Source organism: Nocardia sp. NPDC059240 (assembly GCF_042753865.1).
Lineage (GTDB): Bacteria > Actinomycetota > Actinomycetes > Mycobacteriales > Mycobacteriaceae > Nocardia.
The window spans coordinates 318,241-341,273 of record NZ_JBHZAC010000010.1; the positions used below are offsets into that span (position 1 = coordinate 318,241).

The 23,033-nt window shown below is 67.9% G+C and carries 21 protein-coding genes; 13 read left to right on the forward strand and 8 right to left on the reverse strand.

Going from position 1 to position 23,033, the window contains the following annotated elements; translation table 11 throughout:
* Nucleotides 1–60: 60 nt before the first annotated feature.
* Both ACFXHA_RS33560 and ACFXHA_RS33565 read right to left on the reverse strand, forming a co-directional pair.
* The gene (locus tag ACFXHA_RS33560) at nucleotides 61–759 is read right to left on the reverse strand and encodes a GntR family transcriptional regulator (protein ID WP_379363275.1); all 699 of its coding nucleotides are present in this window, start codon (nucleotides 757–759) and stop codon (nucleotides 61–63) included.
* 53 nt (nucleotides 760–812) lie between these two features.
* Complete coding sequence (locus ACFXHA_RS33565) at nucleotides 813–1,163, reverse strand: hypothetical protein (RefSeq protein WP_379363277.1); 351 nt, start codon at nucleotides 1,161–1,163, stop codon at nucleotides 813–815.
* 107 nt (nucleotides 1,164–1,270) lie between these two features.
* Here ACFXHA_RS33565 and ACFXHA_RS33570 point away from each other — a divergent pair, with 107 nt between their 5' ends.
* Nucleotides 1,271–2,236 (forward strand): quinone oxidoreductase family protein, encoded by a 966-nt coding sequence (locus tag ACFXHA_RS33570; RefSeq protein ID WP_379363279.1) that lies wholly within the window; start codon nucleotides 1,271–1,273, stop codon nucleotides 2,234–2,236.
* Between the two features lie 119 nt (nucleotides 2,237–2,355).
* On the opposite strand, the gene ACFXHA_RS33575 is transcribed toward ACFXHA_RS33570, so the two are convergent.
* Complete coding sequence (locus tag ACFXHA_RS33575) at nucleotides 2,356–2,964, reverse strand: TetR/AcrR family transcriptional regulator (RefSeq protein ID WP_379363281.1); 609 nt, start codon at nucleotides 2,962–2,964, stop codon at nucleotides 2,356–2,358.
* Between the two features lie 81 nt (nucleotides 2,965–3,045).
* Between ACFXHA_RS33575 and ACFXHA_RS33580 the strand changes: the two genes are divergently transcribed.
* Nucleotides 3,046–4,527, forward strand: coding sequence for an FAD-dependent monooxygenase (locus ACFXHA_RS33580; RefSeq protein WP_379363283.1), 1,482 nt, complete (start codon nucleotides 3,046–3,048; stop codon nucleotides 4,525–4,527).
* Nucleotides 4,528–4,794: 267 nt separating this feature from the next.
* Complete coding sequence (locus ACFXHA_RS33585) at nucleotides 4,795–6,183, forward strand: hypothetical protein (RefSeq protein ID WP_379363285.1); 1,389 nt, start codon at nucleotides 4,795–4,797, stop codon at nucleotides 6,181–6,183.
* Between the two features lie 17 nt (nucleotides 6,184–6,200).
* On the opposite strand, the gene ACFXHA_RS33590 is transcribed toward ACFXHA_RS33585, so the two are convergent.
* A complete protein-coding gene (locus ACFXHA_RS33590; RefSeq protein WP_379363287.1) occupies nucleotides 6,201–7,460 on the reverse strand; it encodes a PQQ-binding-like beta-propeller repeat protein in 1,260 nt (419 codons plus the stop codon).
* A gap of 88 nt (nucleotides 7,461–7,548) precedes the next feature.
* Between ACFXHA_RS33590 and ACFXHA_RS33595 the strand changes: the two genes are divergently transcribed.
* Complete coding sequence (locus tag ACFXHA_RS33595; RefSeq protein ID WP_379363289.1) at nucleotides 7,549–8,421, forward strand: alpha/beta fold hydrolase; 873 nt, start codon at nucleotides 7,549–7,551, stop codon at nucleotides 8,419–8,421.
* Between the two features lie 275 nt (nucleotides 8,422–8,696).
* A complete protein-coding gene (locus tag ACFXHA_RS33600; protein WP_379363291.1) occupies nucleotides 8,697–9,209 on the forward strand; it encodes a GNAT family N-acetyltransferase in 513 nt (170 codons plus the stop codon).
* A gap of 79 nt (nucleotides 9,210–9,288) precedes the next feature.
* Here the strand turns inward: ACFXHA_RS33600 and ACFXHA_RS33605 are convergent, their stop codons facing one another.
* Nucleotides 9,289–9,930 (reverse strand): dihydrofolate reductase family protein, encoded by a 642-nt coding sequence (locus ACFXHA_RS33605; protein WP_379363293.1) that lies wholly within the window; start codon nucleotides 9,928–9,930, stop codon nucleotides 9,289–9,291.
* A gap of 95 nt (nucleotides 9,931–10,025) precedes the next feature.
* A complete protein-coding gene (locus ACFXHA_RS33610; RefSeq protein WP_379363464.1) occupies nucleotides 10,026–10,973 on the reverse strand; it encodes a heme o synthase in 948 nt (315 codons plus the stop codon).
* A gap of 377 nt (nucleotides 10,974–11,350) precedes the next feature.
* On the opposite strand from ACFXHA_RS33610, the gene tkt reads away from it, so the two are divergent.
* The 6 genes from tkt to ACFXHA_RS33640 all read left to right on the forward strand — a co-directional run bounded on the left by tkt (nucleotide 11,351) and on the right by ACFXHA_RS33640 (nucleotide 18,807).
* The gene (tkt, locus tag ACFXHA_RS33615; protein ID WP_379363295.1) at nucleotides 11,351–13,492 is read left to right on the forward strand and encodes a transketolase; all 2,142 of its coding nucleotides are present in this window, start codon (nucleotides 11,351–11,353) and stop codon (nucleotides 13,490–13,492) included.
* Nucleotides 13,493–13,497: 5 nt separating this feature from the next.
* Entirely contained in the window at nucleotides 13,498–14,631 is a 1,134-nt protein-coding gene (gene tal / locus ACFXHA_RS33620) for a transaldolase (RefSeq protein WP_379363297.1), read from the forward strand.
* A 2-nt stretch (nucleotides 14,632–14,633) separates the two neighbouring features.
* Nucleotides 14,634–16,196 (forward strand): glucose-6-phosphate dehydrogenase, encoded by a 1,563-nt coding sequence (gene zwf / locus ACFXHA_RS33625; RefSeq protein WP_379363299.1) that lies wholly within the window; start codon nucleotides 14,634–14,636, stop codon nucleotides 16,194–16,196.
* Complete coding sequence (gene opcA, locus ACFXHA_RS33630) at nucleotides 16,193–17,101, forward strand: glucose-6-phosphate dehydrogenase assembly protein OpcA (protein WP_379363466.1); 909 nt, start codon at nucleotides 16,193–16,195, stop codon at nucleotides 17,099–17,101. Before zwf ends, opcA begins: the two co-directional genes overlap by 4 nt.
* Nucleotides 17,094–17,828, forward strand: a complete 735-nt coding sequence (pgl, locus tag ACFXHA_RS33635) for a 6-phosphogluconolactonase (protein WP_379363301.1) — start codon at nucleotides 17,094–17,096, stop codon at nucleotides 17,826–17,828. Before opcA ends, pgl begins: the two co-directional genes overlap by 8 nt.
* 184 nt (nucleotides 17,829–18,012) lie before the next feature.
* A complete protein-coding gene (locus ACFXHA_RS33640; RefSeq protein WP_379363303.1) occupies nucleotides 18,013–18,807 on the forward strand; it encodes a hypothetical protein in 795 nt (264 codons plus the stop codon).
* Between the two features lie 17 nt (nucleotides 18,808–18,824).
* On the opposite strand, the gene ACFXHA_RS33645 is transcribed toward ACFXHA_RS33640, so the two are convergent.
* Nucleotides 18,825–19,862 carry an Lrp/AsnC family transcriptional regulator gene (locus tag ACFXHA_RS33645; protein WP_379363305.1) on the reverse strand — a complete coding sequence of 346 codons (1,038 nt, stop codon included), beginning with the start codon at nucleotides 19,860–19,862 and terminating at the stop codon, nucleotides 18,825–18,827.
* A 69-nt stretch (nucleotides 19,863–19,931) separates the two neighbouring features.
* Here ACFXHA_RS33645 and ACFXHA_RS33650 point away from each other — a divergent pair, with 69 nt between their 5' ends.
* Nucleotides 19,932–21,095, forward strand: coding sequence for a lactate 2-monooxygenase (locus ACFXHA_RS33650; protein ID WP_379363307.1), 1,164 nt, complete (start codon nucleotides 19,932–19,934; stop codon nucleotides 21,093–21,095).
* On the opposite strand, the gene ACFXHA_RS33655 is transcribed toward ACFXHA_RS33650, so the two are convergent.
* Entirely contained in the window at nucleotides 21,092–21,502 is a 411-nt protein-coding gene (locus ACFXHA_RS33655) for a DUF732 domain-containing protein (RefSeq protein ID WP_379363309.1), read from the reverse strand. The genes ACFXHA_RS33650 and ACFXHA_RS33655 overlap by 4 nt on opposite strands.
* Before the next feature lie 235 nt (nucleotides 21,503–21,737).
* On the opposite strand from ACFXHA_RS33655, the gene ACFXHA_RS33660 reads away from it, so the two are divergent.
* Nucleotides 21,738–22,883 (forward strand): FG-GAP repeat domain-containing protein, encoded by a 1,146-nt coding sequence (locus ACFXHA_RS33660; RefSeq protein WP_379363311.1) that lies wholly within the window; start codon nucleotides 21,738–21,740, stop codon nucleotides 22,881–22,883.
* Nucleotides 22,884–23,033 lie beyond the last annotated feature (150 nt).

Here is a 23,033-nt window from a genome sequence, read left to right on the forward strand (position 1 = left end):
GCCTGAGACGAAACGAGCCGCCGCCCGATCGGGCGGCGGCTCAATCGTTTTCGGAGGCGCTCAGCTGTCGGCGGCCGACACCGTCATGTAGACCTGGTAGCGATCGGCCCGGTACCACGACTGCGCGTGCTCGACGGCGCGATCGCGCGAATACGAGATGCGGTCGAAAGCCAGCAGCGGCGAACCGGTTTCGGTGCCCAGCCAGCCCGCGTGCCGCTCGTCGGCGGCCACCGCGCGCACGCTCTGCTCGGCGCGGTCGATCGGGCAGTCGTATTCGCGGGCGAACAGCGCGTAGAGCGACTGCGTCAGTTCGTGATCGAGCAGGTCCGGCAGCAGATCCTCGCGGTACCAGCCGTCATCGATGGACATCGGCAAACCGTCGGCCAGCCGCAGCCGAACCAGGTGGAACGCCTTCACATTCGCGGCCAGACCGAGCGCGGTCGCCGAGGACGGGGGCGGCACGGCGTGGTCGGTGTGCAGCACGACGGTGCTCGGCGTGCGGCCCAGCCGGCGCATGTCATCGGAGAACGACGCCATGTGCAGGCGCGAGCGGGCCACCCGCTCGGCCACGAAGGTGCCCTTGCCCGGGATACGGGTGATGGTGCCCTCGGATTCGAGCTGGCCCAGCACCTCGCGCACCGTCATGCGGCTGACCCGGTAGTCGTCGCAGAGCTGCCGTTCACTCGGCAGCATCTCGCCGGGACGCAGATTCGCGCACAGGGTGGTCAGCGCCGAACGGAGCTGCGCTTGTTTGGTCACGCGCCCTGACACGTCGATCCGGTCCTTTCCGCCCCCGCTGGCTGCGGGCGCGGTCACTTCTCGTTGCGCGCCTTGGGGAATCGCTTCTGCTTGGCCACCCAGCCTGCCATCTTGGCCCAGTGGCCCTTCGCCGGGGTGACCTTCGAGATGAGCTCGCGGTCCCACTCGTCGGCTTCGGTGAGGCCGTCGACCGTCTCGACGAGGGCCTTGGCGGCGTCCAGCGAACCGACGACGCGGTCACCCATGATGCCGTCGGCGCCGACCAGCGTGACGCGGACGCCGATGCGGCCGATGGGCTGCAGCACCGCGGTCGCGGAACCCCCGTGCTCGGCCACGAATCCCTTCACGGAATCCACGACGGACGGCGAGACTTTCTCGGATGCCGGGGCGGCAGTAGCGCTCATGGTCTGGAGTTTACCCACCGGTATTTCAGCGTCCATGAAGCGCCGCGCATCTCACATCCGACGAGGCATTCGATCTCGGCTCGAGGGCCGGGTGTAGAACTGGAAGAATGCGCGCCATCCAGGTTTCCGAGCACGGCGGTCCCGAGGTCCTGCGGTACGTGGAGGTGCCCGACCCGCAGGTCGGGGCCGGGCAGCTGCTGGTGAAGACGCAGGCCGCCGGAATCAACTTCATCGACACCTACATTCGCACCGGGCGCTACCCGACGCCGGTTCCGTACATCCCCGGCTCAGAGGGTAGCGGCGAGGTCATCGCCGTGGGGGCCGATGTCACCGATTTCAGCGTCGGCGATCGGGTGGCGTGGGCGGCGGCTCCCGGCAGTTACGCCGAGCAGGTGATCGTGCCTGCCGCTGTGGCGATTCCGGTGCCCGACGGGGTGAATCCCGAGATTGCCGCGTCAGCGCTGCTGCAGGGCATGACGGCGCACTATCTGATCGAATCGATCTTCAAGCCGTCCCCGGACGACGCGGTGCTGGTGCACGCGGGCGCGGGCGGCGTGGGATTGATTCTGACGCAACTGCTTTCGGCGCGCGGGGTGCGAGTGATCACCACGGTGTCCACCGACGACAAGGAGAAACTGTCGCGGGACGCGGGGGCTGCCGAAGTGCTGCGCTACGAGGAGGACGTCGCCGCACGGGTGCGTGAGCTCACCGGCGGGGTCGGGGTGGCCGCCACCTATGACGGGGTGGGCGCCTCGACGTTCGAATCGAGCTTGGCGGCCACGCGAATTCGCGGCATGGTGGCATTGTTCGGCGGAGCGAGCGGGCCGGTGCCACCATTCGACCTGCAACGGCTCAACCCGCTCGGATCCCTCTTCGTGACCCGGCCGACCCTCGCGCACTACACCCGCGACCGGGCCGAATTGCTGTGGCGCGCAGGCGACATCATGAACGCCGTCGCCGACGGCACCCTGCACCTGCGCATCGGCGGCAGCTACCCGCTCACGCAGGCCGAGCAGGCCCACCGCGACCTGGAAGGCCGCAAGACCACCGGCTCGATCGTGCTGGTGCCCTGAGCACACACACCTGATCATCTCGACCCTGGCCGCGACCATCTTCGCGCCCAGGGCTTTTCAGTGCGCACCCGCCGACGGCCCGGCGGCCGCGCGCTGGTCGACGTGGCGACAACTGCGCGCTAGTCGACGTCCCGGCCGGTGAGGCCGCGGTAGACAAAGCTGGTCAGGGCGTCGACGGCTTGCTCGTCGGTGAGGGTGAGTCCGCCTTCCTCGACGGCCTGCAGCAGGCCGGTGGCCGATAGGAACATCATGGCCAGGCTGACCTCGGCGGAGCCGGGTAGGCGCAGTCCGGCGGCGGTGAAGCCGTCGAGGTGGTCGGCCACCTCTTCGCGTTGCTCGGTGGCGAATCGTGCTGCGATGCGGGCGAAGTCGGCGTTGACCAGGGCGGCCTGACCGACCGAGCGCAGTACCGGCCAGTTCTTGCGGCCGAAGTTCCAGTAGGCCGCGACGTGGTAGCGGACCGATTCCGGGTCGGTGAAGTCGGCGGTGTGCGCGGGGTCTTCGGCGGAGTTGTCGCTTTCGTCGGCAAGGTCTTTCAGTAGCGACTGGAGCAGCTCTTCCTTGCTCGCGAAGTGGTTGTAGAACGAGCCCGCGGCCCGTCCGGCGGCCGCGGTGATGTCGGTGATCTTGGTGTTCAGGTAGCCGCGCTCGGCGAACAACTTCCGGGCGGCGTGTTTGAGTGCCTGTTCGGTCTCGGCCGATTTCTCGCTGCGGCGGGCTGCCACCATCCACCTCCTTGACAGCGGAAGGTACCACCCTCAATACTGAATCCACATTCAGTGAATATCTATTCAGTTTTCGGAGTTGGCATGAACACGCAGGTCCTCATCGCGGGAGCCGGTCCCACCGGGCTCACCCTCGCCATCGATCTGGCCCGGCGCGGGGTCGGCGTACGCATCGTCGACAAGGCCGAGGAATTCTTCGCGGGATCGCGCGGCGACGGCATCCAGCCGCGCACCCTCGAGGTGTTCGAGGACCTGGGCGTGCTCGACGCGGTGCTCGCCCAGGGTGCGCCGCAGGCGCCGTTGCTGATCCACGTGGACGGGCAGTTCGTGATGGAGCGGCGGATGAGCCAGTGGCGTGAGCCCAGCGCGGAAGTGCCGCACCCGAATCCGTGGGTGCTAGCGCAGGCCGACACCGAGCGGGTGCTGCGCGAGCGGCTCGCCGAATTCGGGGTGCGGGTCGAATCCGGAACGGCGCTGGTGGAATTCAGCGGTGACGCCGACGCGGTGACCGCGACCCTCGAGCACGCCGGGACGCGGGAGACCGTGCGGGTGGACTACCTGGTCGGCGCGGACGGCGGGCGCAGCACCGTGCGCAAGACCCTCGGCATCGCCTTCGAGGGCAGCACGGACGAGTCGATCCGCATGCTGCTGGGGGACGTCCGCGCGGACGTGCTCGATCATTCGGTCGGATACTGGTTCTCGGATTCGAGCGCGCCGATGGACGGCATCGCGCTGATGCCGCTGCCCGGCGGGCGCAGGTTCCAATTCGCCACCGGGCTGGACACGGATTCCGGCACCGACATCGCGGTGCTGCAGGAGCACATCACCCGGCGCTCGCACCGCGACGACATCATCCTGTCGGAGTTGACCTGGTCGACCGTGTGGCGGCCGAATGTGCGGCTGGCACAGCGATATCGGGTGGGCCGAGTGTTCCTGGCCGGGGACGCCGCGCACGTGCATCCGCCGACCGGCGGGCAGGGGCTCAATACCGGCGTCCAGGATGCGTTCAACCTGGGCTGGAAACTCGAAGTCGCACTGCGCGATCCGAGTGCGGCGAGCGAGGCGCTGCTGGACACCTACGAGACCGAGCGGCGCACCACCGCCGCGCGGGTGCTGGGCCTGAGCAGCGAACTGCTCGACCGGACCGTCAAGGGTGATCCCGACGCCATGGATCGCGAGGGCACCCACCAACTCGACATCAGCTACCGGACCGAGGCGGGAGCCGGACTCCGGGCGGGTGATCGCGCCCCGGACGCTCCCCTCACCGACGCCAACGGCAAAACCGTCCGGATGTTCGAACTCTTCGCCGGACCGCACGCCACGCTGCTGCTGTTCGGCCCGGACACCGACGGCCACGACGTGCCGCCGATCGCACTCGACACCAAGGTGGTTCGAATCCTCGCACCGGGATCCGAGCCCGGTACGGGCGAATTCACCGATTCCAACGGCCATGCGCAGCACGCCTACTCGGCAGCCTCCGGCACCCGCGTCTACGTCCGCCCGGACGGATACATCGGATTCATCGACGACTCAGGCCACGACGGGCAGGGGATTCGCCAGGGCTGAAGCCCCACAGATAAGGGGATTCACGAGGGCAGGCGACTGCACAGGGAGGGGTTGCGTAGGGGCTGGTGCGAGAAGGGGTTTCAGGGGAAGCCCCTGAGAGCCCGAGAGTTGCCCCCACCGTGCAGAATGATCATGCTGCCGCGCAAGACGATTCACCCTGACCGAACATTTTCGGCCACGCGAGGACGCCGCGACCCCGTAAGGTGGTCGCGGCGAAGGGTTCGGGCGGCCGGCAGGTAGAGGCGCATCGGTCAGAGGTGGTCTGGGATGTTGGTGAAGGTCCGTAACGACGACCCGTCGCGGTTGTCGAACACCGAGCGCACGGTGGTGAACTGGCTCAAATCCTGGAGCGGACCGCAAGCGGTGCCGGGCATCGCGGTCGTGCAGTGCCAGGACGCCGATGTGGTGGTGTGGACTCCGCAGACCTGCGTGGTGGTGGGTGTGCACGGCTTCACCGATCGGGTCACCGGGACCCTCACGTGTGCGCAGGATCAGCCCTGGACCGTCGACGGCAAACCCGCGCCGATCGACGGGGACGCCGATCCGCTCGAACGGGTGCGGCGGCAGACCGTCGATCTGGCCGGGCAGTTGCGTTCCGCGCCGGGGCGCGAGCGGGTGCCGGTCAGCGGGCTGGTGTTGCTGGTGCCGCAACTGGGCAGCCGGGTGAAGCTCGAAAAGGGTGACCTGCCCACCGGAATCGATGTGCTCATCGGCGACGGGCCCTCCTCGCTGCGCGCGTACTTCACCAAACTGGCCGAGGGCGCGCCGGCGTCCTGGGATGCCGCGCAGGTCGGGCAGGCGCTCGGTGCGCTCGGATTCGCCGCCGCCGCAAGCTATTCCGATCTGGTCACCGAGGGATTCCCGGTGCCGGACTCGGCACGGGACGCACCACTGCCGTTCTCGAGCCGGGCCACCGAAGTGCTCTCGGTGCCGACCTCGTACCCGACCGAACCGCTGGGCGGGCCGGGCGGACGCGCGGCGGGCGCGGCCTCCGGTGGTGCGGCGGGACCGGACGACGACACACGTCCGGTCGTGCAGCAAGAACCTGTCGCGCCCACCCGCGGGGCCGGGTCGGCGGCCAAGGCGGCGATTCCCGCCGCGACCTCGGCAGCCGCAGCGGCTGCGGCGTATGCGGCGGTCACCGGGATGCCACCCCAATCGCCGCCCGCCGGTGGACGACAGGGACGGGGCAATCCGCCGCCGCCCACCCCGATGCCGGGAGCCCGGCCGACGCAACCCCTGCCCGTCGGGCAGCCTCAGCGGCCACCGGCAACCGGACCTGGACCCGGGGCTGGACCTGGACCGCAATCCGGTGCACCGGCGGGCACTTTCGCGCCGCCACCCCAGCAACAGCATCAGCAACCACCGCAGCAGCAGACCGGATTCCCGCTGTGGTCGGAGCAGCGCGCCACTCGCGGCAACGAACCCAAGCGGCGACGCAAGGATCTGCCGATCATCGCGGGGCTGATTTTGGCTGCCATCATCCTGGTGATCGCCATCGCCTGCACGGGGAAAACCACCTCGACGCCGAGCAAGCAGCCGCAGCAGAAGCAATCGGCGGTGGTCGAGGCGACCACGACGACGCACACCACCGATCCGACCATCCCGCACACCAGCGACGCACCCGCCTGCTTCCCGCTCGCACCCTGCCCGTGATCGCGGTCGGGCATGGGTCAGGGCAGGCGGAAGTACTCGAGCCCTGCGAGGGTGCCGAGCACCAGCATGTCCCCGGCGAGGGTGGGGGTGGCGAAGTGCGGGAGCGGGCCGGTTGCGTACTGGGCGAGGACATTTCCGGTCGCCGGGTCCAGCGCGTAGAGCGTCGCGGCGTGCCAGTCGGTCGCCCAGACCCGACCGGCCGCCATCAGCGGCGGGCCGTTGGCGTGCACGCCGGCTCGCCATGACACGGTGGCCGCGCCCGTTGCCGTGACGCGGACCGCCCACGTGCCTCGAGAGCAGGGCAGATAGGCCGCGTCACCGTCGACCGCGGCCGCGCCGTAGGCCTTGCAGCCGGTGAAAGCCGGTGCCATGGAAGAGATTCCGCCCAGGTGGGCGGGATCCAGAACGTAACCGTCGCCGGATTTGCCCGCGATGACGAGGTGGCCGTCGACCAGGGCCGGATTCATGGTGCCCAGATCGCGGTCGGCGGCATTGTCCTGTGCCCAACCGGTGGGCGCGAAGAAGTCGCGGCGTTGCAGGTCCGGGGTGAGGGCGATGACGGCGTCGGTGTTGTCGTAGGTTGCGCCCGGCTCGGCGTCACCGTTGCCGACCGAGTAGTACAGCAGCCCGTCGGTCTGCGCGGGTGCGCCGGGTGCCCAGATGCCGCCGCGGCCACCCGAGGAGGCCCGGTACCAGGCGACGGCAGAGGTCGAGACATCGACGGCCGCAACCGCTCCCGTGTAGGTGCCGCAGTCACCGTAGTTGCCGCCGAAGGCGGCGTAGACGTGGCCGTCACGGACGGTCAGGGCGGGGCGTTGCAGGTAGGACGGCGCAGCACCGAAGGGTGGGTCGACGGGGACCTGCAGGGTGATCGTGCCGGTCGCCGCGTCGAGTCCGTAGAGAGTTTTGTGCGCGCCACTCGATTCGGCGACCACGTAGACACGGTGGGCGTCCGCATCGTAGGCGGGTGCGCCCGTGATGCCGACCGGATCGATATCCCCGCACGGCAGGTCCTTGCCGGGCATCGGTTCGGCGAGATGGGTGCGCCAGCGGACCGTGTCACCGGCCACCGCGTACACGGAATCGTTCTCGGTGGACGCGATCACGGTGTCGCCCACGGGGATCGGGCGGCCGTACACGGCACCGTCGAGGGTGAGCGTCCCCGTCGCAGGCACTCCGGTCGGGGCCGGGGGTGCGCTGGAGGTCCCGGCACAGGCGGCGAGCACGACGGCGCAGACGATCACCGTCAGGAGGTTGCGAATCGCAGGTATCCTCATGGCCGCCTACCTGCCGTTGGGCTGGTTCCCCGACATGCTGTCACAGATCCACCGATGAATTCTGCTGCGCCGTACCGTCTGTACCGATATGAGCGAACACATCCTCGAAACCGCCGACGTCGACCTCGCCTACGACGTGCTGGGTCCCACGCCCGCCGACAGTGCCCAACGGCCGCTGCTGATGATCGGCCAGCCGATGACGGCAGCCGGATTCGCCACGCTGGCTTCCTATTTCCCGGAGCGGACGGTCATCACCTACGACCCGCGCGGGCTGGGCCGCAGTGTCCGCAAGGACGGCCGCACCGACAATTCGCCGACCGTGCAGGCCGAGGACATCCACACCCTGCTGACCGCCCTGGGTCTCGGCCCGGTCGATATGTTCGCCAGTAGCGGCGGCGCGGTCACCGCGCTGGCCCTGGTCGCCGCCCACCCGAACGACCTGGCAACCCTGGTCGCGCACGAACCGCCCATGCTGCCGGTGCTGCCCGACGCCGAGGCCGCCTTCCGCGCTCGCGCCGCGGTCCGCGACGCCTACGAGGCCAAGGGTTCCTTCGCCGGCATGGCCAGCTTCATCGCCTGGTCGTCGTGGCAGGGCGAGTTCACCGACGCCCTGTTTGCGCAGCTGCCCGCCGACCCCGCGATGTTCGGCATGCCGACCGAGGACGACGGCACCCGCGACGACCCGCTGCTGTCGGACAGCTCGTGGGCCGTCACCGACTACTCCCCCGACGTCGCCGCGCTGCTCGCCGCGCCGACCCGGGTTGTGATCGCCGTCGGTGAGGAATCCACGGGTGAGCTGACCGCCCGCACCTCGGTGGCCACCGCCGCCCTGCTGGGTATCGATCCCGTCGTATTCCCCAGTCACCACGGCGGTTTCACCGGTCCCGACTCCGGTTACCCGGGTCAGCCAGAGCCCTTCGCCCGCACCCTGCGTGAGGTCCTCGACAACAACGCCGAGTAGTGATCCGAGCAACCCCCGCTTGCCGGTCGAATGTCCAGTTCGATAGGCTGCGGGGGTTCGCAGTCAGCTGTACATGACCGGAGGTGAGTTGATGACCGCGCCGAAGACCGCTGTTGCCGGTGGCATCCAGGGTCTCCTCACCCTTCGCATCGCGAACTGACCCATCCACGCGCCACCCGGTCCCCTCGACCGGCTCCGGGCCTTCGTGCCCGCAGTGCGACAGCGGTCACTCCTGTATCCCCCTTGTCCCACATGACAATTCAGGAGTTTCGACCATGTCCAGCAACAACACCTGGCTGACCCGCGCCGAGATCGCCACCGATATCGACGACATTCGCGCGATCACCCTCGCGGCCTTCGACACCGCCGAGGAAGCCGACCTCGTAGACGCCCTGCGTGCCGATTCCGCCTGGCTCGACGGCCTGTCGATGATCACCACCGACACCGAGGGCACCATCATCGGCCACGCCCTGCTCACCCGCTGCCACATCGACACCACCCCGGCACTGTGCCTGGCACCGTGCTCGGTACGGCCCGAATATCAGCGCACCGGAGCAGGTTCCGCCGCCATCCGCGCGGTCTTGAACGCGGCCCGCGACCAGGGCGAGTCCTTCGTCGTAGTACTCGGACACCCGGAGTACTACCCGCGCTTCGGTTTCGGCCGCGCGAGCGCACACGGCATCCGCCTCAGCATCGAGGTCCCCGACGAGGCCCTGATGGCTCTGTCGCTCACCGCTGAGCAGCTGCCGAGCGGAACCGTCCGCTACGCAACACCATTCGGCATCTGACCGAAACCCCTCGGATCGTCCTCCGCGCTGCGGGATCACTCACAGCGCGGAGGACGCCGCGGACCTCCCCGACGAGCCCCTACTGCCTGCTCATCCACACATGGGTGACGGTGTTGGTGCTCTGCATCTCGACGACCCGGTAGCCGGGCAGACTGCCGAGGCCGTCGAAGAGCCGCTCCCCGGCACCCAGCAGAATCGGCACGATCGCCAAATGGAGTTCGTCGACGAGCCCCGCGGCCAGGAATCGCCGCACGGTCCCCACTCCCCCACCCAACCGCACGTCCTCCCCGCCCGCGGCATCGACAGCGCGTTTCAGCACCGCTTCGGGAGTGTCGGCGACGAAGTGAAAAGTGGTGCCACCCTTCATGGTCAGCGTGGGCCGAGGGTGGTGGGTCATGACGAACGTGTCGTGGCGATAAGGCGGAATCTCGCCCCACCAGCCGGTCCAGTCGTGATCAGGCCACTCGCCCCGTACGGGTCCGAACATATTGCGGCCCATGATGGTCGCGCCGATATTGCGGTTCCCGGCGGCAAGCAGGTCGTTGTCGGCGCCGATCTCCCCACCCTCCGTGCCGAGCATGTCGCTGCCGTAGCGGGTCCGGAACACCCACTCGTGCAGACGTTCTCCCCCGGCCCCCATCGGCGCGTCAGCGGTCTGATCGGGTCCGGCCCCGAACCCGTCGAGCGACACGGCGAAGTTGTGGACACGAAGTTTCGGCATGGTGCGTTCCTCTCGACCGAGCGGGCGGCAGTTCCGCCCCTACTCTGACATCGAATGGCGCTCGGCCGGATCGACACGGCCGAGCGTGGCGCGGGTCAGGACCAGCCGAAGAGGGTGTGGCCGAGGGTGTGGTAGCCGAGGACGGAGTCGACGGCGAGGCCGCAGAAGACGACGGCGAGATAGTTGTTGGACTGCAGGAACAGTCGCAGGGGCTTGACGGATTCGCCCTTGCGGACACCGGAATACAGCTGGTGGGCCATCAGCAGGAACCAGGCGCCGGCGACCAGAACGGTGGCGGCGTAGATGACGCCGGCGGCGGGGGCCAGCGCGAAGGTGGCCAGGACGGTGGCCCAGGTGTAGAGGACGATCTGCTTGGTGACGACCTCTTCGGTGGCCACGACCGGGAGCATCGGGACGCCCGCGGCCTTGTAGTCCTCCTTGTAGCGCATGGCCAGCGCCCAGGTGTGCGGGGGCGTCCAGAAGAAGATGACCAGGAACAGCACGATCGAGGGCCACCCGATGGTGCCGGTCACCGCCGACCAGCCGACCAGCACCGGCATACACCCGGCCGCGCCACCCCACACCACGTTCTGCGAGGTGCGGCGCTTGAGGCCGAGGGTGTAGACGAAGACGTAGAACAGAATCGTCGCCACCACCAGCGCGCCCGAGAGCAGGTTGGCCTGCCACCACAGCCACGCGAAGGACGCCAGCCCGAGGCTGACACCGAAAATGAAGGCGTTGCGGGTCGGCACCGCCTCACGGGCGAGCGGACGCTTCGAGGTCCGCTTCATCACCTTGTCGATATCTGCGTCCGCAACACAGTTCAGCGTGTTGGCACTCGCCGCCCCCATCCAGCCGCCGAAGAGCGTGGCCAGGATGAGACCGATCTGAATGTGGGTGCCGCGGTGTGCCAGCAACATGGTGGGAATCGTTGCGACGAGCAGCAACTCGATGACCCGCGGCTTGGTGAGCGCGATATAGGCGAGCACTCGCCTGAGCGCCGCCGAAAGCGGGCCACTGCCCGTGACACGGTCGGCGAGCACTGCCCCGGAGGAGCCGTGAGCGCCACCCGGCTGTTGCCCAATCCCCACTGTTTCTCCTCGCACGCCGTGACTACTACAGAGCATGGTAGACCCACGGCGACCATGCTCCCGACCAGGTCCACCCGTGGGGCGCGGCGAGACCGGTTGGCGACGCGTACACCGGGTAGTCACGAACAGGTCGGCGGGCGGCTTCTATCCAGTGACACATCCGCCGGTGAATCCGGGTTCCCGTAGGACGAGGAAACGCCGCCCTTTAGGGTGGACGTAGATCGGTGCGCCGCATGTCCCCGCAGGCGGCGCACCAGGGATCAACCGCAGCGAATCATCCCGCCGCCCACAACCGCATCGTTGACGAACAGGTCAGGAGAACCTCGGTCGTGTCAGTCACAGACGACATCCGCGCGCTCACTCAGCCGAACCACCCCACCGACTGGACCGATCTGGACACGAGAGCCGTCGATACGGCCAGGGTCCTCGCCGCCGACGCTGTGCAGAAGGTCGGCAACGGCCATCCCGGCACCGCGATGAGCCTGGCGCCGTTGGCGTACACGCTGTTTCAGCGTGTGATGCGCCACGACCCGACCGATCCGGAGTGGGTGGGACGCGACCGTTTCGTGCTGTCCTGCGGGCACTCCAGCCTGACGCTGTACGTGCAGCTGTATCTGGCGGGCATGGGTCTCGAGCTGAGCGACCTGGAGGCGCTGCGCACCTGGGGCGCGCTGACCCCGGGCCACCCGGAGTACCGCCACACCGACCACGTCGAGATCACCACCGGCCCGCTGGGTCAGGGTCTGGCCTCCGCGGTCGGCATGGCGATGGCGTCGCGTCGTGAGCGTGGCCTGTTCGATCCCGCGGCGGCGCAGGGCGGCAGCGCGTTCGACCACTTCATCTACGTGATCGCCTCCGACGGCGACATGGAAGAGGGCGTCACCTCCGAGGCGTCCTCGCTGGCGGGCACCCAGCAGCTGGGCAACCTGGTCGTCTTCTACGACGACAACAAGATCTCCATCGAGGACGACACCCGCATCGCCTTCACCGAGGACGTCGCCGCGCGTTACGCCGCCTACGGCTGGCACGTGCAGACCGTCGAGGGTGGCGAGAACGTGACGGCCATCGAGGCCGCCGTGGCCGCCGCGCAGGCGGTGACCGACAAGCCGTCGATCATCCTGCTGCGCACCATCATCGGCTACCCGGCCCCGACCAAGATGAACACCGGTGGCGCGCACGGCGCGGCGCTGGGCAAGGACGAGGTCGCGGCCACCAAGAAGATCCTGGGCTTCGACCCGGACAAGAGCTTCGACGTTGACGGTGCGGTGCTGGCGCATTCGCGCGGCAATGCCGCCGACCGTGCCAAGGCCGCCCGTGCCGTGTGGCAGGAGCAGTTCGACGCGTGGGCCGCGGCCAACCCAGAGAACAAGGCGCTCTTCGATCGCCTGCAGACCCGGGCGCTGCCCGAGGGCTGGACCGAGACCCTGCCGGTGCACGAGGCCGGCAAGGCGATGGCCACCCGTAAGGCGTCCGGTCAGGTGCTGGCGGCGCTGGCCCCGGTGCTGCCGGAGCTGTGGGGCGGTTCGGCCGACCTCGCGGAATCCAACAACACCACCATGCCGGGTGCGGCGTCCTTCGGACCGGAGGACATCTCCACCGGCGCGTGGAAGGCCAACCCGTACGGGCGGACCCTGCACTTCGGTGTGCGTGAGCACGCGATGGGCTCGATCCTCAACGGCATCGCACTGCACGGACCGACTCGTCCGTACGGTGGCACGTTCCTCGTGTTCTCCGACTACATGCGCCCGGCCGTGCGCCTGGCCGCGCTCATGCGCACCCCGGTCACCTACGTGTGGACCCACGACTCCATCGGCCTGGGCGAGGACGGCCCGACGCACCAGCCGATCGAGCACCTGGCCGCGCTGCGCGCCATCCCGGGCCTCAATGTCGTTCGCCCCGGCGACGCCAACGAAACCACCCACGCCTGGCGCACCATCCTGGAACGCGATAGCGCCGAACGGCATTCGCACTTCCTGGTCTCGGAGGCCCCGCATCAGGACGGCCCGTCCGCGCTGGCGCTGACCCGTCAGGACCTGCCGATCCAGGAGGGCACCAGCTACGAGGGCGTCCGCAAGGGCGGTTACGTGCTGGCCGAATCCTCCACCGGCACACCGCAGGTAATCCTGATCGCGACCGGCTCGGAACTGCAGCTCGCGGTGGACGCGCGCGCTACCCTCGAGGCAAGCGGCGTCGGCACCCGGGTGGTGTCCATGCCGTGTGTGGAGTGGTTCGACGCGCAGGAGCAGTCCTACCGCGACGAGGTGCTGCCGCCGTCGGTGCGGGCGCGAGTCACCGTCGAGGCCGGTATCGCCATGCCGTGGCACCGTTTCACCGGTGACGCCGGTGAGAACGTGTCGATCGAGCACTTCGGTGCCTCGGCCGATTTCAAGACGCTGTTCCGCGAGTTCGGCATCACCGCCGACGCCGTCGTCGCCGCTGCCACCCGCTCGCTTGCCAAGGTGAAGGGATAGTTTTCATGACCCAGAACACGAACACCGCGGCCCTGTCGGCCGCCGGGGTTTCGGTGTGGCTGGACGATCTGTCGCGTGACCGCATCAAGTCCGGAAACCTTCAGGGCCTGATCGATTCCCGCAATGTCGTCGGTGTCACCACCAACCCGACCATCTTCCAGGGCGCGCTGTCCAAGGGCCACGCCTACGACGAGCAGGTCAACGAGCTCGCCGCGCGCGGCGCGGACGTGGATTCGGCGATCCGCACCATCACCACCGATGACGTGCGCGCCGCCTGCGACGTGTTCGCCGATGTGTTCGCCGCCTCCAAGGGCGTCGACGGTCGCGTCTCCATCGAGGTGGATCCGCGTCTGGCCTTCGACACCGACGGCACCGTGGCGCAGGCCATCGAGCTGTGGAAGATCGTGGACCGGCCCAACCTGCTGATCAAGATCCCGGCGACGGAGGCGGGCCTGCCCGCCATCACCCGGGTGATCTCCGAGGGCATCAGCGTGAACGTGACGCTGATCTTCTCGGTGCAGCGCTACGTCTCGGTGATGGGCGCCTACCTCGACGGCCTGCGCAACGCGCACACCGCCGGGCACGACATCGCCAAGATCCATTCCGTCGCTTCGTTCTTCGTCTCCCGCGTGGACACCGAGATCGACAAACGCCTCGACGCCCTCGGTACCCCGGAGGCCCTGGGGCTGCGCGGTAAGGCCGGAATCGCCAACGCGCGCTTGGCCTATGCCGCCTACGAGGACATCTTCACCGCGGGCGGCGCGCACATCGACCTCTACGCCAAGCTGGCGGGCGTGGGCGGCAACCTGCAGCGGCCGCTGTGGGCGTCGACCGGTGTGAAGAACCCGGATTACCCCGACACCATGTACATCACGCAACTGGTGGGCCCCAACACGGTCAACACGCTGCCGGAGAAGACCCTCGAGGCCTTCGCCGATCACGGTGTGCTGGAAGGCAATCGCCTCTCCGGACTGGCCGCGGACGCGCAAAAGGTGTTCGACGATCTGGCGGCGGCGGGCATCGACCTGACCGACGTATTCGGTGTCCTCGAGACCGAGGGTGTCGACAAATTCGTCGCGTCCTGGGCTGAACTGCTCGAGGCCACCACCGAAAAGCTGCAGGTGGCGGGAGGAAACTGACGGTGGCAGGCGCAGCGACAACGGTCGCGACGCAGAACCCGTTGCGCGATGGGCGCGACAGCCGGGTTCCACGCATCGCTGGACCGTGCAACGTGGTGATATTCGGCGTTACCGGTGACCTGTCGCGGCGCAAGGTGCTGCCGGCCATCTATGACCTGGCGAACCGGGGGCTGCTGCCCCCGGGCTTCTCCCTGGTCGGGTTCGCACGCCGGGACTGGACCGACGAGGACTTCGCGAAACTGGTCCACGATTCGGTGACGGCGTCCTCGCGCACTCCCTTCCGGGAGGAGGTGTGGCAGCAGCTCAAGGAGGGCCTGCGGTTCGTGCACGGCACGTTCGAGGACGACGAGGCCTTCAACAAGCTGGCCACCACGCTCAAGGATCTGGACCGGGATCGCGGGACGGGCGGCAATACCGCCTTCTACCTGTCGATTCCGCCCAGTGACTTCCCGATCGTGCTCGAGCAGCTGTCCAAGAACGGGTTGGCCAAGCCGACGGATTCGCCTGCCGGACAGGTGGATCCGTGGCGGCGGGTGGTGATCGAGAAGCCCTTCGGTCACGACCTGGAGAGCGCACAGGCGCTCAATTCGCTGGTGAACACGGTGTTCCCGGAGCGGTCGGTGTTCCGCATCGACCACTATCTGGGCAAGGAGACGGTGCAGAACATTCTGGCGCTGCGCTTCGCCAACCAGCTGTGGGATCCGATCTGGAACGCCAACTATGTCGACCATGTCCAGATCACCATGGCCGAGGACATCGGATTGGGCGGGCGCGCGGGCTATTACGACGGCATCGGCGCGGCGCGCGACGTCATCCAGAACCACCTGCTGCAGCTGCTGGCGTTGACCGCGATGGAAGAGCCGGTCAGCTTCCAGCCCAAGCAGTTGCAGATCGAGAAGATCAAGGTGCTCTCGGCAACCAAACTCGTTGCGCCACTGGACGAGACGACGGCGCGCGGGCAGTACACCGCAGGCTGGCAGGGTAGCGAGCCGGTGGTGGGCCTGTTGCAGGAGGAGGGTTTCGACCCCAACTCCCGCACCGAGACCTACGCGGCGATCACCCTGGCCGTGGAGACGCGACGCTGGGCGGGTGTGCCGTTCTATCTGCGCACCGGAAAGCGCCTGGGCCGCCGCGTCACCGAGATCGCGGTCGTGTTCAAGCGTGCCCCGCATCTGCCCTTCGATCAGACCATGACCGAGGAGCTCGGGCAGAACGCGCTGGTCGTGCGGGTGCAGCCGGATGAGGGCATCACCATGCGATTCGGGTCCAAGGTGCCCGGATCGTCGATGGAGGTGCGCGACGTGAACATGGACTTCAGCTACGGCGAAGCGTTCACCGAGGACTCACCCGAGGCGTACGAGCGGCTCATTCTGGATGTGTTGCTCGGGGTGCCGTCGCTGTTCCCGGTCAACGAGGAAGTCGAATTGTCCTGGCGCATCCTCGATCCCGCGCTGGCGCACTGGGCCGAGACCGGCAAACCCGACCCGTACGAGGCCGGTGGCTGGGGTCCGGATTCCGCAGACGAGATGCTCGCGCGCAGCGGGCGGGAATGGCGGCGACCGTGATCATCGACATGCCCGACACCGACACCCGCGAGGTGTCGAAACGTCTTGTGCAACTGCGGGAATCCAATGGCGTGGTGACGATGGGCCGGGTGCTCACCCTGGTGGTGTGCACCCTCGACAGCTCCGAGGCCGAGGACGCCATCGACGCCGCCAACGATGCCAGCCGCGAGCACCCGTGCCGGGTGATAGTGCTGGCGCGCGGTGACCGGATGGCTCCGACCCGGCTGGACGCGCAGATCCGCGTCGGCGGCGACGCGGGGGCGGCCGAGGTGATAGTGCTTCGGCTGCAAGGGGACCTGGTGCCCCACGAGTCCAGTGTGGTGATCCCGTTCCTGCTGCCCGACACCCCCGTGGTGGCGTGGTGGCCGCGCGGGGCCCCGGAGTTCCCGTCCAAGGATTCGGTGGGCCGCCTGGCGACCCGCCGCATCACCGATGCCACCTTCGCGTCGGATCCGCAGTCGACCATCAAGGGCAGGCGGCAGTCCTACGCGCCCGGCGACACCGATCTGGCGTGGAGCCGGGTCACCTACTGGCGGGCACTGCTGGCGGCGGCACTCGATGAAGCCCCCTTCGACGCCGTGGAATCGGTGACAATCTCGGGGCTGAAAGAGGAACCGGCACTGGACATGCTGGCCGGCTGGCTGGCCGCCCGGCTGGACTGCCCGGTGGTGCGGCGCACCGGCGAGCTGAAGGTGGAGTTGCACCGGTCCTCGGTGGCGATCTCCATTTCCCGCCCGCAGCACGGCCGCACCGCGACCCTCACCCGCACCGGTGAACCCGACCAGCGTTTCGCGCTGGCTCGGCGCGAGACCAAGGACTGTCTGGCCGAGGAGTTGCGGCATCTCGACGCCGACGACATCTACGCCGAGGCGCTCACCGGCATCGAAAGGGTGACCTATGAGTAAGCCGACGGTCGAAACCTACACCGGCACCGACGAACTCGTGATGGCCGCGGCCGCCCGCTTCGTCGCCGAAGTGGTGGAGGCGCAGCGGCTGCGCGGCTCGGCGTCGGTGGTGCTGACCGGCGGCGGCACCGGTGTCGCATTGCTGGAGTTGGTCCGCAAGGCCCCGGGCGATATCGACTGGGCCAAGCTCGACGTCTTCTGGGGTGACGAACGTTTCGTCCCCACCGGCGACGCCGACCGCAACGAGTTGCAGGCCCGCCAGGCGCTGCTGGACCACGTCCCGGTCGACCCGTCCCGGGTGCACCCCACCGAGACCTCCAGCGGCGACTACCCCGACCCGCTCGAGGCAGCAGGCGAGTACTCGGCCACGGTGCACGCCCACCTGGCCGAACACGGCGCCTTCGACCTGCATCTGCTCGGCATGGGCGGCGAAGGCCACATCAATTCGCTGTTCCCGCACACGGACGCCACCCGTGAGGAACACGAACTGGTGGTCGCCGAAACCAATTCGCCCAAGCCCCCGGCCGTGCGCATCACCCTGACGCTGCCGGCCATCCGCAAATCCCGGCACGTGCTGCTGATCGTGTCGGGCGAGGCCAAGGCCGCCGCCGTGGCAGCGGCCCTCAACGGCGCGTCTCCGCTGGATATCCCGGCGGCGGGCGCGATCGGCACGGAATCCACCACCTGGCTGCTCGACGAGGCAGCCGCGGCGGATCTCCCACGCTGACATTCGAAACCCCCGGGAGGGCCGCGATCGATACTCGATCGCGGCCCTCTGTTTTGCCCCGCTCCTGGCGAGAATGCGGCGACCACCGCAGGTAAACGGGTAGTTCACTACTCACGATTCGCAGGTGGGACCGGCTTAACGTCGGTATCGGCGGCGAAAGGTTCGGCGCGCGGAGGGGAAAGAAATGATCGACATCATCACGTTGCGCGGCACCGGGGAGCAGCGCAATGACGACGGGACACCGGCGGGGATGCTCCACGATGTCACCAAATTGCTGGACGTCACCAAATTCAGTTGTTTCGAACCGGATTGGCCCGCTTCGATCGGGCCGGATCCGAATACCTGGGGGCCGTCACTGGATACCTCGGTGCGGTTGGGGGTCGCCACCGGGGTGAAGGCATTGCAGGATTCACCGAATGTCTGTGGACTGCTGAGCTATTCGCTCGGCGGGATCGTGGCCAGCACGATCCTCGAAGGGGTGCGCGCGGGTGTCTACACCAACACCGATGATTCACCCCTCGAAATCGCGTTCGTCGTGAACATCGCCAATCCGATGCGGCGTGCAGGCCAGTCGGTGGGAAACCTCTGCCCGCAAACGACTTACGGCCTGCACGGGCGACGCGGCAAGTGGCCGTGGGGACTGGACGTGCGCGAGTACGCCAACCCCGACGACATCATCACCTCCTCACCCGACGATTCACCCCTGCGGGCCATCGACACCGCGATCTCACCGTTCTCACTGGTGGAGGGGGCGCGGATCGGGAACCTCACCCCGGTGATCTTCCATGAGCTGCTGAATTTCCTGCTGCTGAACCCGGCGGTGAATCTGGATCGCTACACGGCAGCCGTGCGGGGCCTGCTGGGCTATCTCACGCCGTGGCCCGACGGCCAGCATGTGCTGTATTCCGGGCACAACATGCCCGGCACCGACGTGCTGTGGACGACGCATGCGGCGGACTACCTGAACGCCACCTACTGAGTCCGGTCGCGGACCGGTCAGGGTGCCGTGGCGGTGTCGCGCCAGACGTCGGGGGGTACGACGGCGCGAGAGCGGCCGTGGCGGTCGAGGATGCGGCCGAGGAGTTTCTCGTGGCGCAGGGTGATGGTGCGGTCGGTGATGGTGAGGCCGGGATGCGTGGTGGCGAGCTGGTTTTCGAAGCGCGTCACCTCCGCCACCGAGTGCAGACCGGCCTGGACCACCAGATTGTGGGGGCCGCTGACGGCGGCACAGTTGCGGGTTTGCGGTAGTCCGATGAGGGCGTGACCGATCTCGGGGAGGGCGGCGGTGGGTGCGGTCGCCCAGAAGGTGACCGCCACCGGCCAGCCGCCCATTGGGCGCGCGAAATCGCAACGGAAGCTGAGCAATCCGAGGCGGGTCAGGTCGTCGATGCGGCGTTTGATGGTGGAGGGACTGGTGTCGAGAGTGGCGGCCAGGGCGGTGTGGGCGGCGCGGCCGTCGCGGGAGAGTTCGGCGATGAGCGCCTGGTCCAGGGAGGTCAGGGGCAGGCCGCGATCCTGGGTGGTGCGGGTGGGGGTGGTGCGCAGGCGCTGCTGTTGCTCAGGGGCGAGCGCGTCGATGCGCCAGCTGCCGCCCTCGGTGAACCAGTGGGTGACGATGCGGGCGCGTACGGCCGCAATATGGGGTAGGGCGGGCAGGATGTCGAGGGTATACCGGGAGATCTGGTCGAAATCGCGGGTGCCGACGGTGGCCAGGATGCGGTTGCTGCCACCGGCGCGTTCCAGGGTCAACATGTGCGGGTGGGCGACCAGGGCTGCCACGACGGTGTCGGTTTCGCCTGCGGCGCAGTCGATGTCGATGTAGGCGGCGCACAGCTGGTCGAACACGGCGGGGCCGGGTGAGACACAGACCCAGGCTTCGCCGCGCTCGCGCAGCCGCTGCCAGCGACGCGCCACCGTCACCGCGTCCACGCCGAGCACCTCCCCGAGTTCGGTCCAGGACGCGCGGGGCCGCAGTTGTAGCGCATGGATCAGCGCGAGGTCGTCCTCGCTCAGCAACCTGACGTCATCCTGCACAGTCCCGCATCCTCTGCCCGTATCCTGCGATCGACCGGCCTTCCCGGCCCAGTCTCGCACAATTTCAGGATGGCATTCGGTGACTTTCAGAACGAGATCTACTTCAACGGACTGCGCGGGGTGGTGCCCGCCTATCCGGTGAGTTACGCGGAGCTGGCCGAGCGGGCGAAGGCGGCAATGCCGCCGTCGGTGTACTCGTATGTGGCCGGCGGGGCCGGGGATGAGCGCACACAGAACGCGAACGTGGCCGCCTTCGATCAGTGGGGCGTGGTGCCGCGCATGTTCGTCGGCGCCAAGCAGCGCGACCTGTCGGTGGAGCTGTTCGGAACAACCTGGCCCGCACCGGTTTTCATGGCCCCGGTCGGCGTGATCGGCTTGTGCGCGCAGGACGGGCACGGCGATCTGGCGACTGCGAAAGCGGCCGCGCGCACCGGAGTCCCGATGGTGGCCTCCACGCTGACGGTGGATCCGATGGAGGACGTGGCGGCCGAATTCGGTGACACCCCAGGCTTTTTCCAGCTCTACACCCCCACCGACCGAGACCTCGCCGCCAGCCTGGTCGAGCGCGCGGAGCGGGCAGGATTCAAGGGCATCGTGGTCACCCTCGACACCTGGGTGACCGGATGGCGGCCCCGGGACCTGTCGACCGGCAACTTCCCGCAGCTACGCGGACACTGCCTCGCCAACTACTTCACCGATCCGGTCTTCCGAGCGAGCCTGGCCCAATCGCCGGAGCAGGATCCGCAGTCGGCGATCCTGAAATGGATCCAAGTCTTCGGCAACCCGCTCACCTGGGCCGACCTGCCGTGGCTGCGGTCCCTGACCACCCTGCCCCTGATCGTGAAGGGCATCTGCCACCCCGAGGACGCCCGCCGCGCCAAGGACCTGGGCGTCGACGGCATCTACTGCTCCAATCACGGTGGCCGCCAAGCCAACGGCGGCCTCCCCGCCCTGGACGTCCTGCCCGAGGTAGTCGCCGCCGCCGACGGCCTCCCAGTCCTCTTCGACTCCGGCGTCCGCTCCGGCGCGGACATCGTCAAGGCCCTCGCCCTGGGGGCCAGCGCAGTCGGCATCGGCCGCCCCTACGCCTACGGCCTCGCCCTCGGCGGCGCCGACGGCATCGTGCACGTACTGCGCACCCTCCTCGCCGAGGCCGACCTGATCATGGCCGTGGACGGGTACCCGACGCTGAAAGACCTGACGCCCGACGCGCTTCGCCCCGTCTCGGTCTAATTCCCCAAATAGGAGAATTCGGGACAGAAGGCGCCGATTGACGCCCCGATAATGGCACCCGACTGGTCGACCGTGAATTCTGTGCCCATGGTGATTCGATCCGAAATATGGTCGAGCAGGCTCGAATCCGCGGTCGCACCCAGGACGGTATTCGTCTGCAGCGAAGCACACACTGTTCGGCCCATCGACACCGTTCGTGGGCGGTCCTGGAAACGCACGCCGGCCTGCTGCAAGGTGGAAATGTACAGGTTCTCAGCGGCCGGTCCGTCCAGCAGATCGGTAATGCGAGGTATGACCGGTTTAATGGGTTTGCGGGAGGTGGTGGACGGAAGTACCTGGGCATCCTCGGTTCTCTCGCACCCCGCGGCGAGAATCAGGAGAACAATCCCTATCGCAATCCTGTACATGAACCGGAACGTACACCTGGCCTCATCATGATCACATCATGTGCGGATCAAGTGAATTCGACCCGAATGGCCAATGCCGTGGTGGGGGCGGGTTTTCGGCAAAGTGCACTAGACAGCTCGGTCCGGGTGCGGCAATCGGCCGAAAAGCGTTGAAGCGCAGGGTTTCCTGTTACACGGTGTCCTAGAGTCCGTGCCCACCACCGTTCGGTGGTGTTACCGCGACACAGGAATTCCTATGCACGCACGCGTTTTTCGTCGTTTCCTCGTCACCGCCGCCGCCGTTTCGGCCGTCGTGCTCACGCTGCCCAGTGCGGCGTGGGCGGCCGGAGCCATTACCTTCGCACCCGCGGTGAATTCACCGTCGGGTGGCTCGTTCCCATCGTGGGGTCCGGGGCCCGCGCCGATCGGCATGGTCGCCGCCGACATCGACGGGGACGGCATCCCCGATATCGTGGCCGCCGACTTCCAGGGCAGTGGGCCGATCGTCATGAAAGGCAAGGGTGATGGCACGTTCGCGCCCGGCACGCGAGTGGGGACGCCCGGCATCGGGTTCGGCGCGATCGCGGTCGCCGATCTCAACGGGGACGGCAAGCCCGATGTCATCGCCCAGTCGTGGACGCAGATCGCGGTGTTCCTGAACAAGGGCGACGGCACCTTCGCCCCGGCCAAGACCTACACCACCCTCGAGGGCGCGCAGCAGGAGGTGCTGGTCGGTGATGTGAACGGGGACGGCAAACCCGATGTGCTGAGCCTGCTGCCGACCGGCGTGCAGACCTGGCTCAACGCCGGCGACGGGACCTTGAAGGCGGGTCCGGTGACCACCTTCGGCGGCACGCCCGGCGCGTTCACGCTCGGCAAGTTCCACACCGGCTCCAAGCTCGACATGGCGATCAACAACGATGTGTCCCAACAGGTCGAGGTGTTCTTCGGCAACGGTGACGGCAGCTTCACCCACAAGGGAGCCAGCACCAGCGGCCTGATCACCGAGGACATTCGAGCCGCCGATTTCGACGGCGACGGCATCGACGACATCATCACCGCCGACTCGTTCTCCTTCAGCACCACGGTGCTGATCTCCGACGGCAACGGCGGGTTCAAGAAGACCAACCGCATCAATCTCTCGGGGCTGGGCCCGACCAGCATCGCGGTCGGTGACTTCAACCATGACGGCAAGATGGATGCCGCGATGTCCGCGGTACTCAACTCGAAGATCGTCATCTTCACCGGCAACGGCGACGGAACCCTCACCAAGACCGGCGAATACGATGTGACGACTCAGCCGCAGACGCCCGTCCTGGCCGACTTCAACCGCGACGGCAAACTCGACATCGCCGTGGCGGGCGACGCCAACGCGGTGTCGTTCCTGAAGAACATCTCTTAGTACCCCACCGGAATGCACCGGTGCACCAGCCTTCTCGGGCGATACGTGCACCGGTGCATGCTCGTCTCGGTGTGCTGCCAGCGTGTTGCCAGCCGTCCGGGAGAGCATGCGGCCGCAGGATACGAGTTCGCTTGGTGCGGGAGGTTTTCA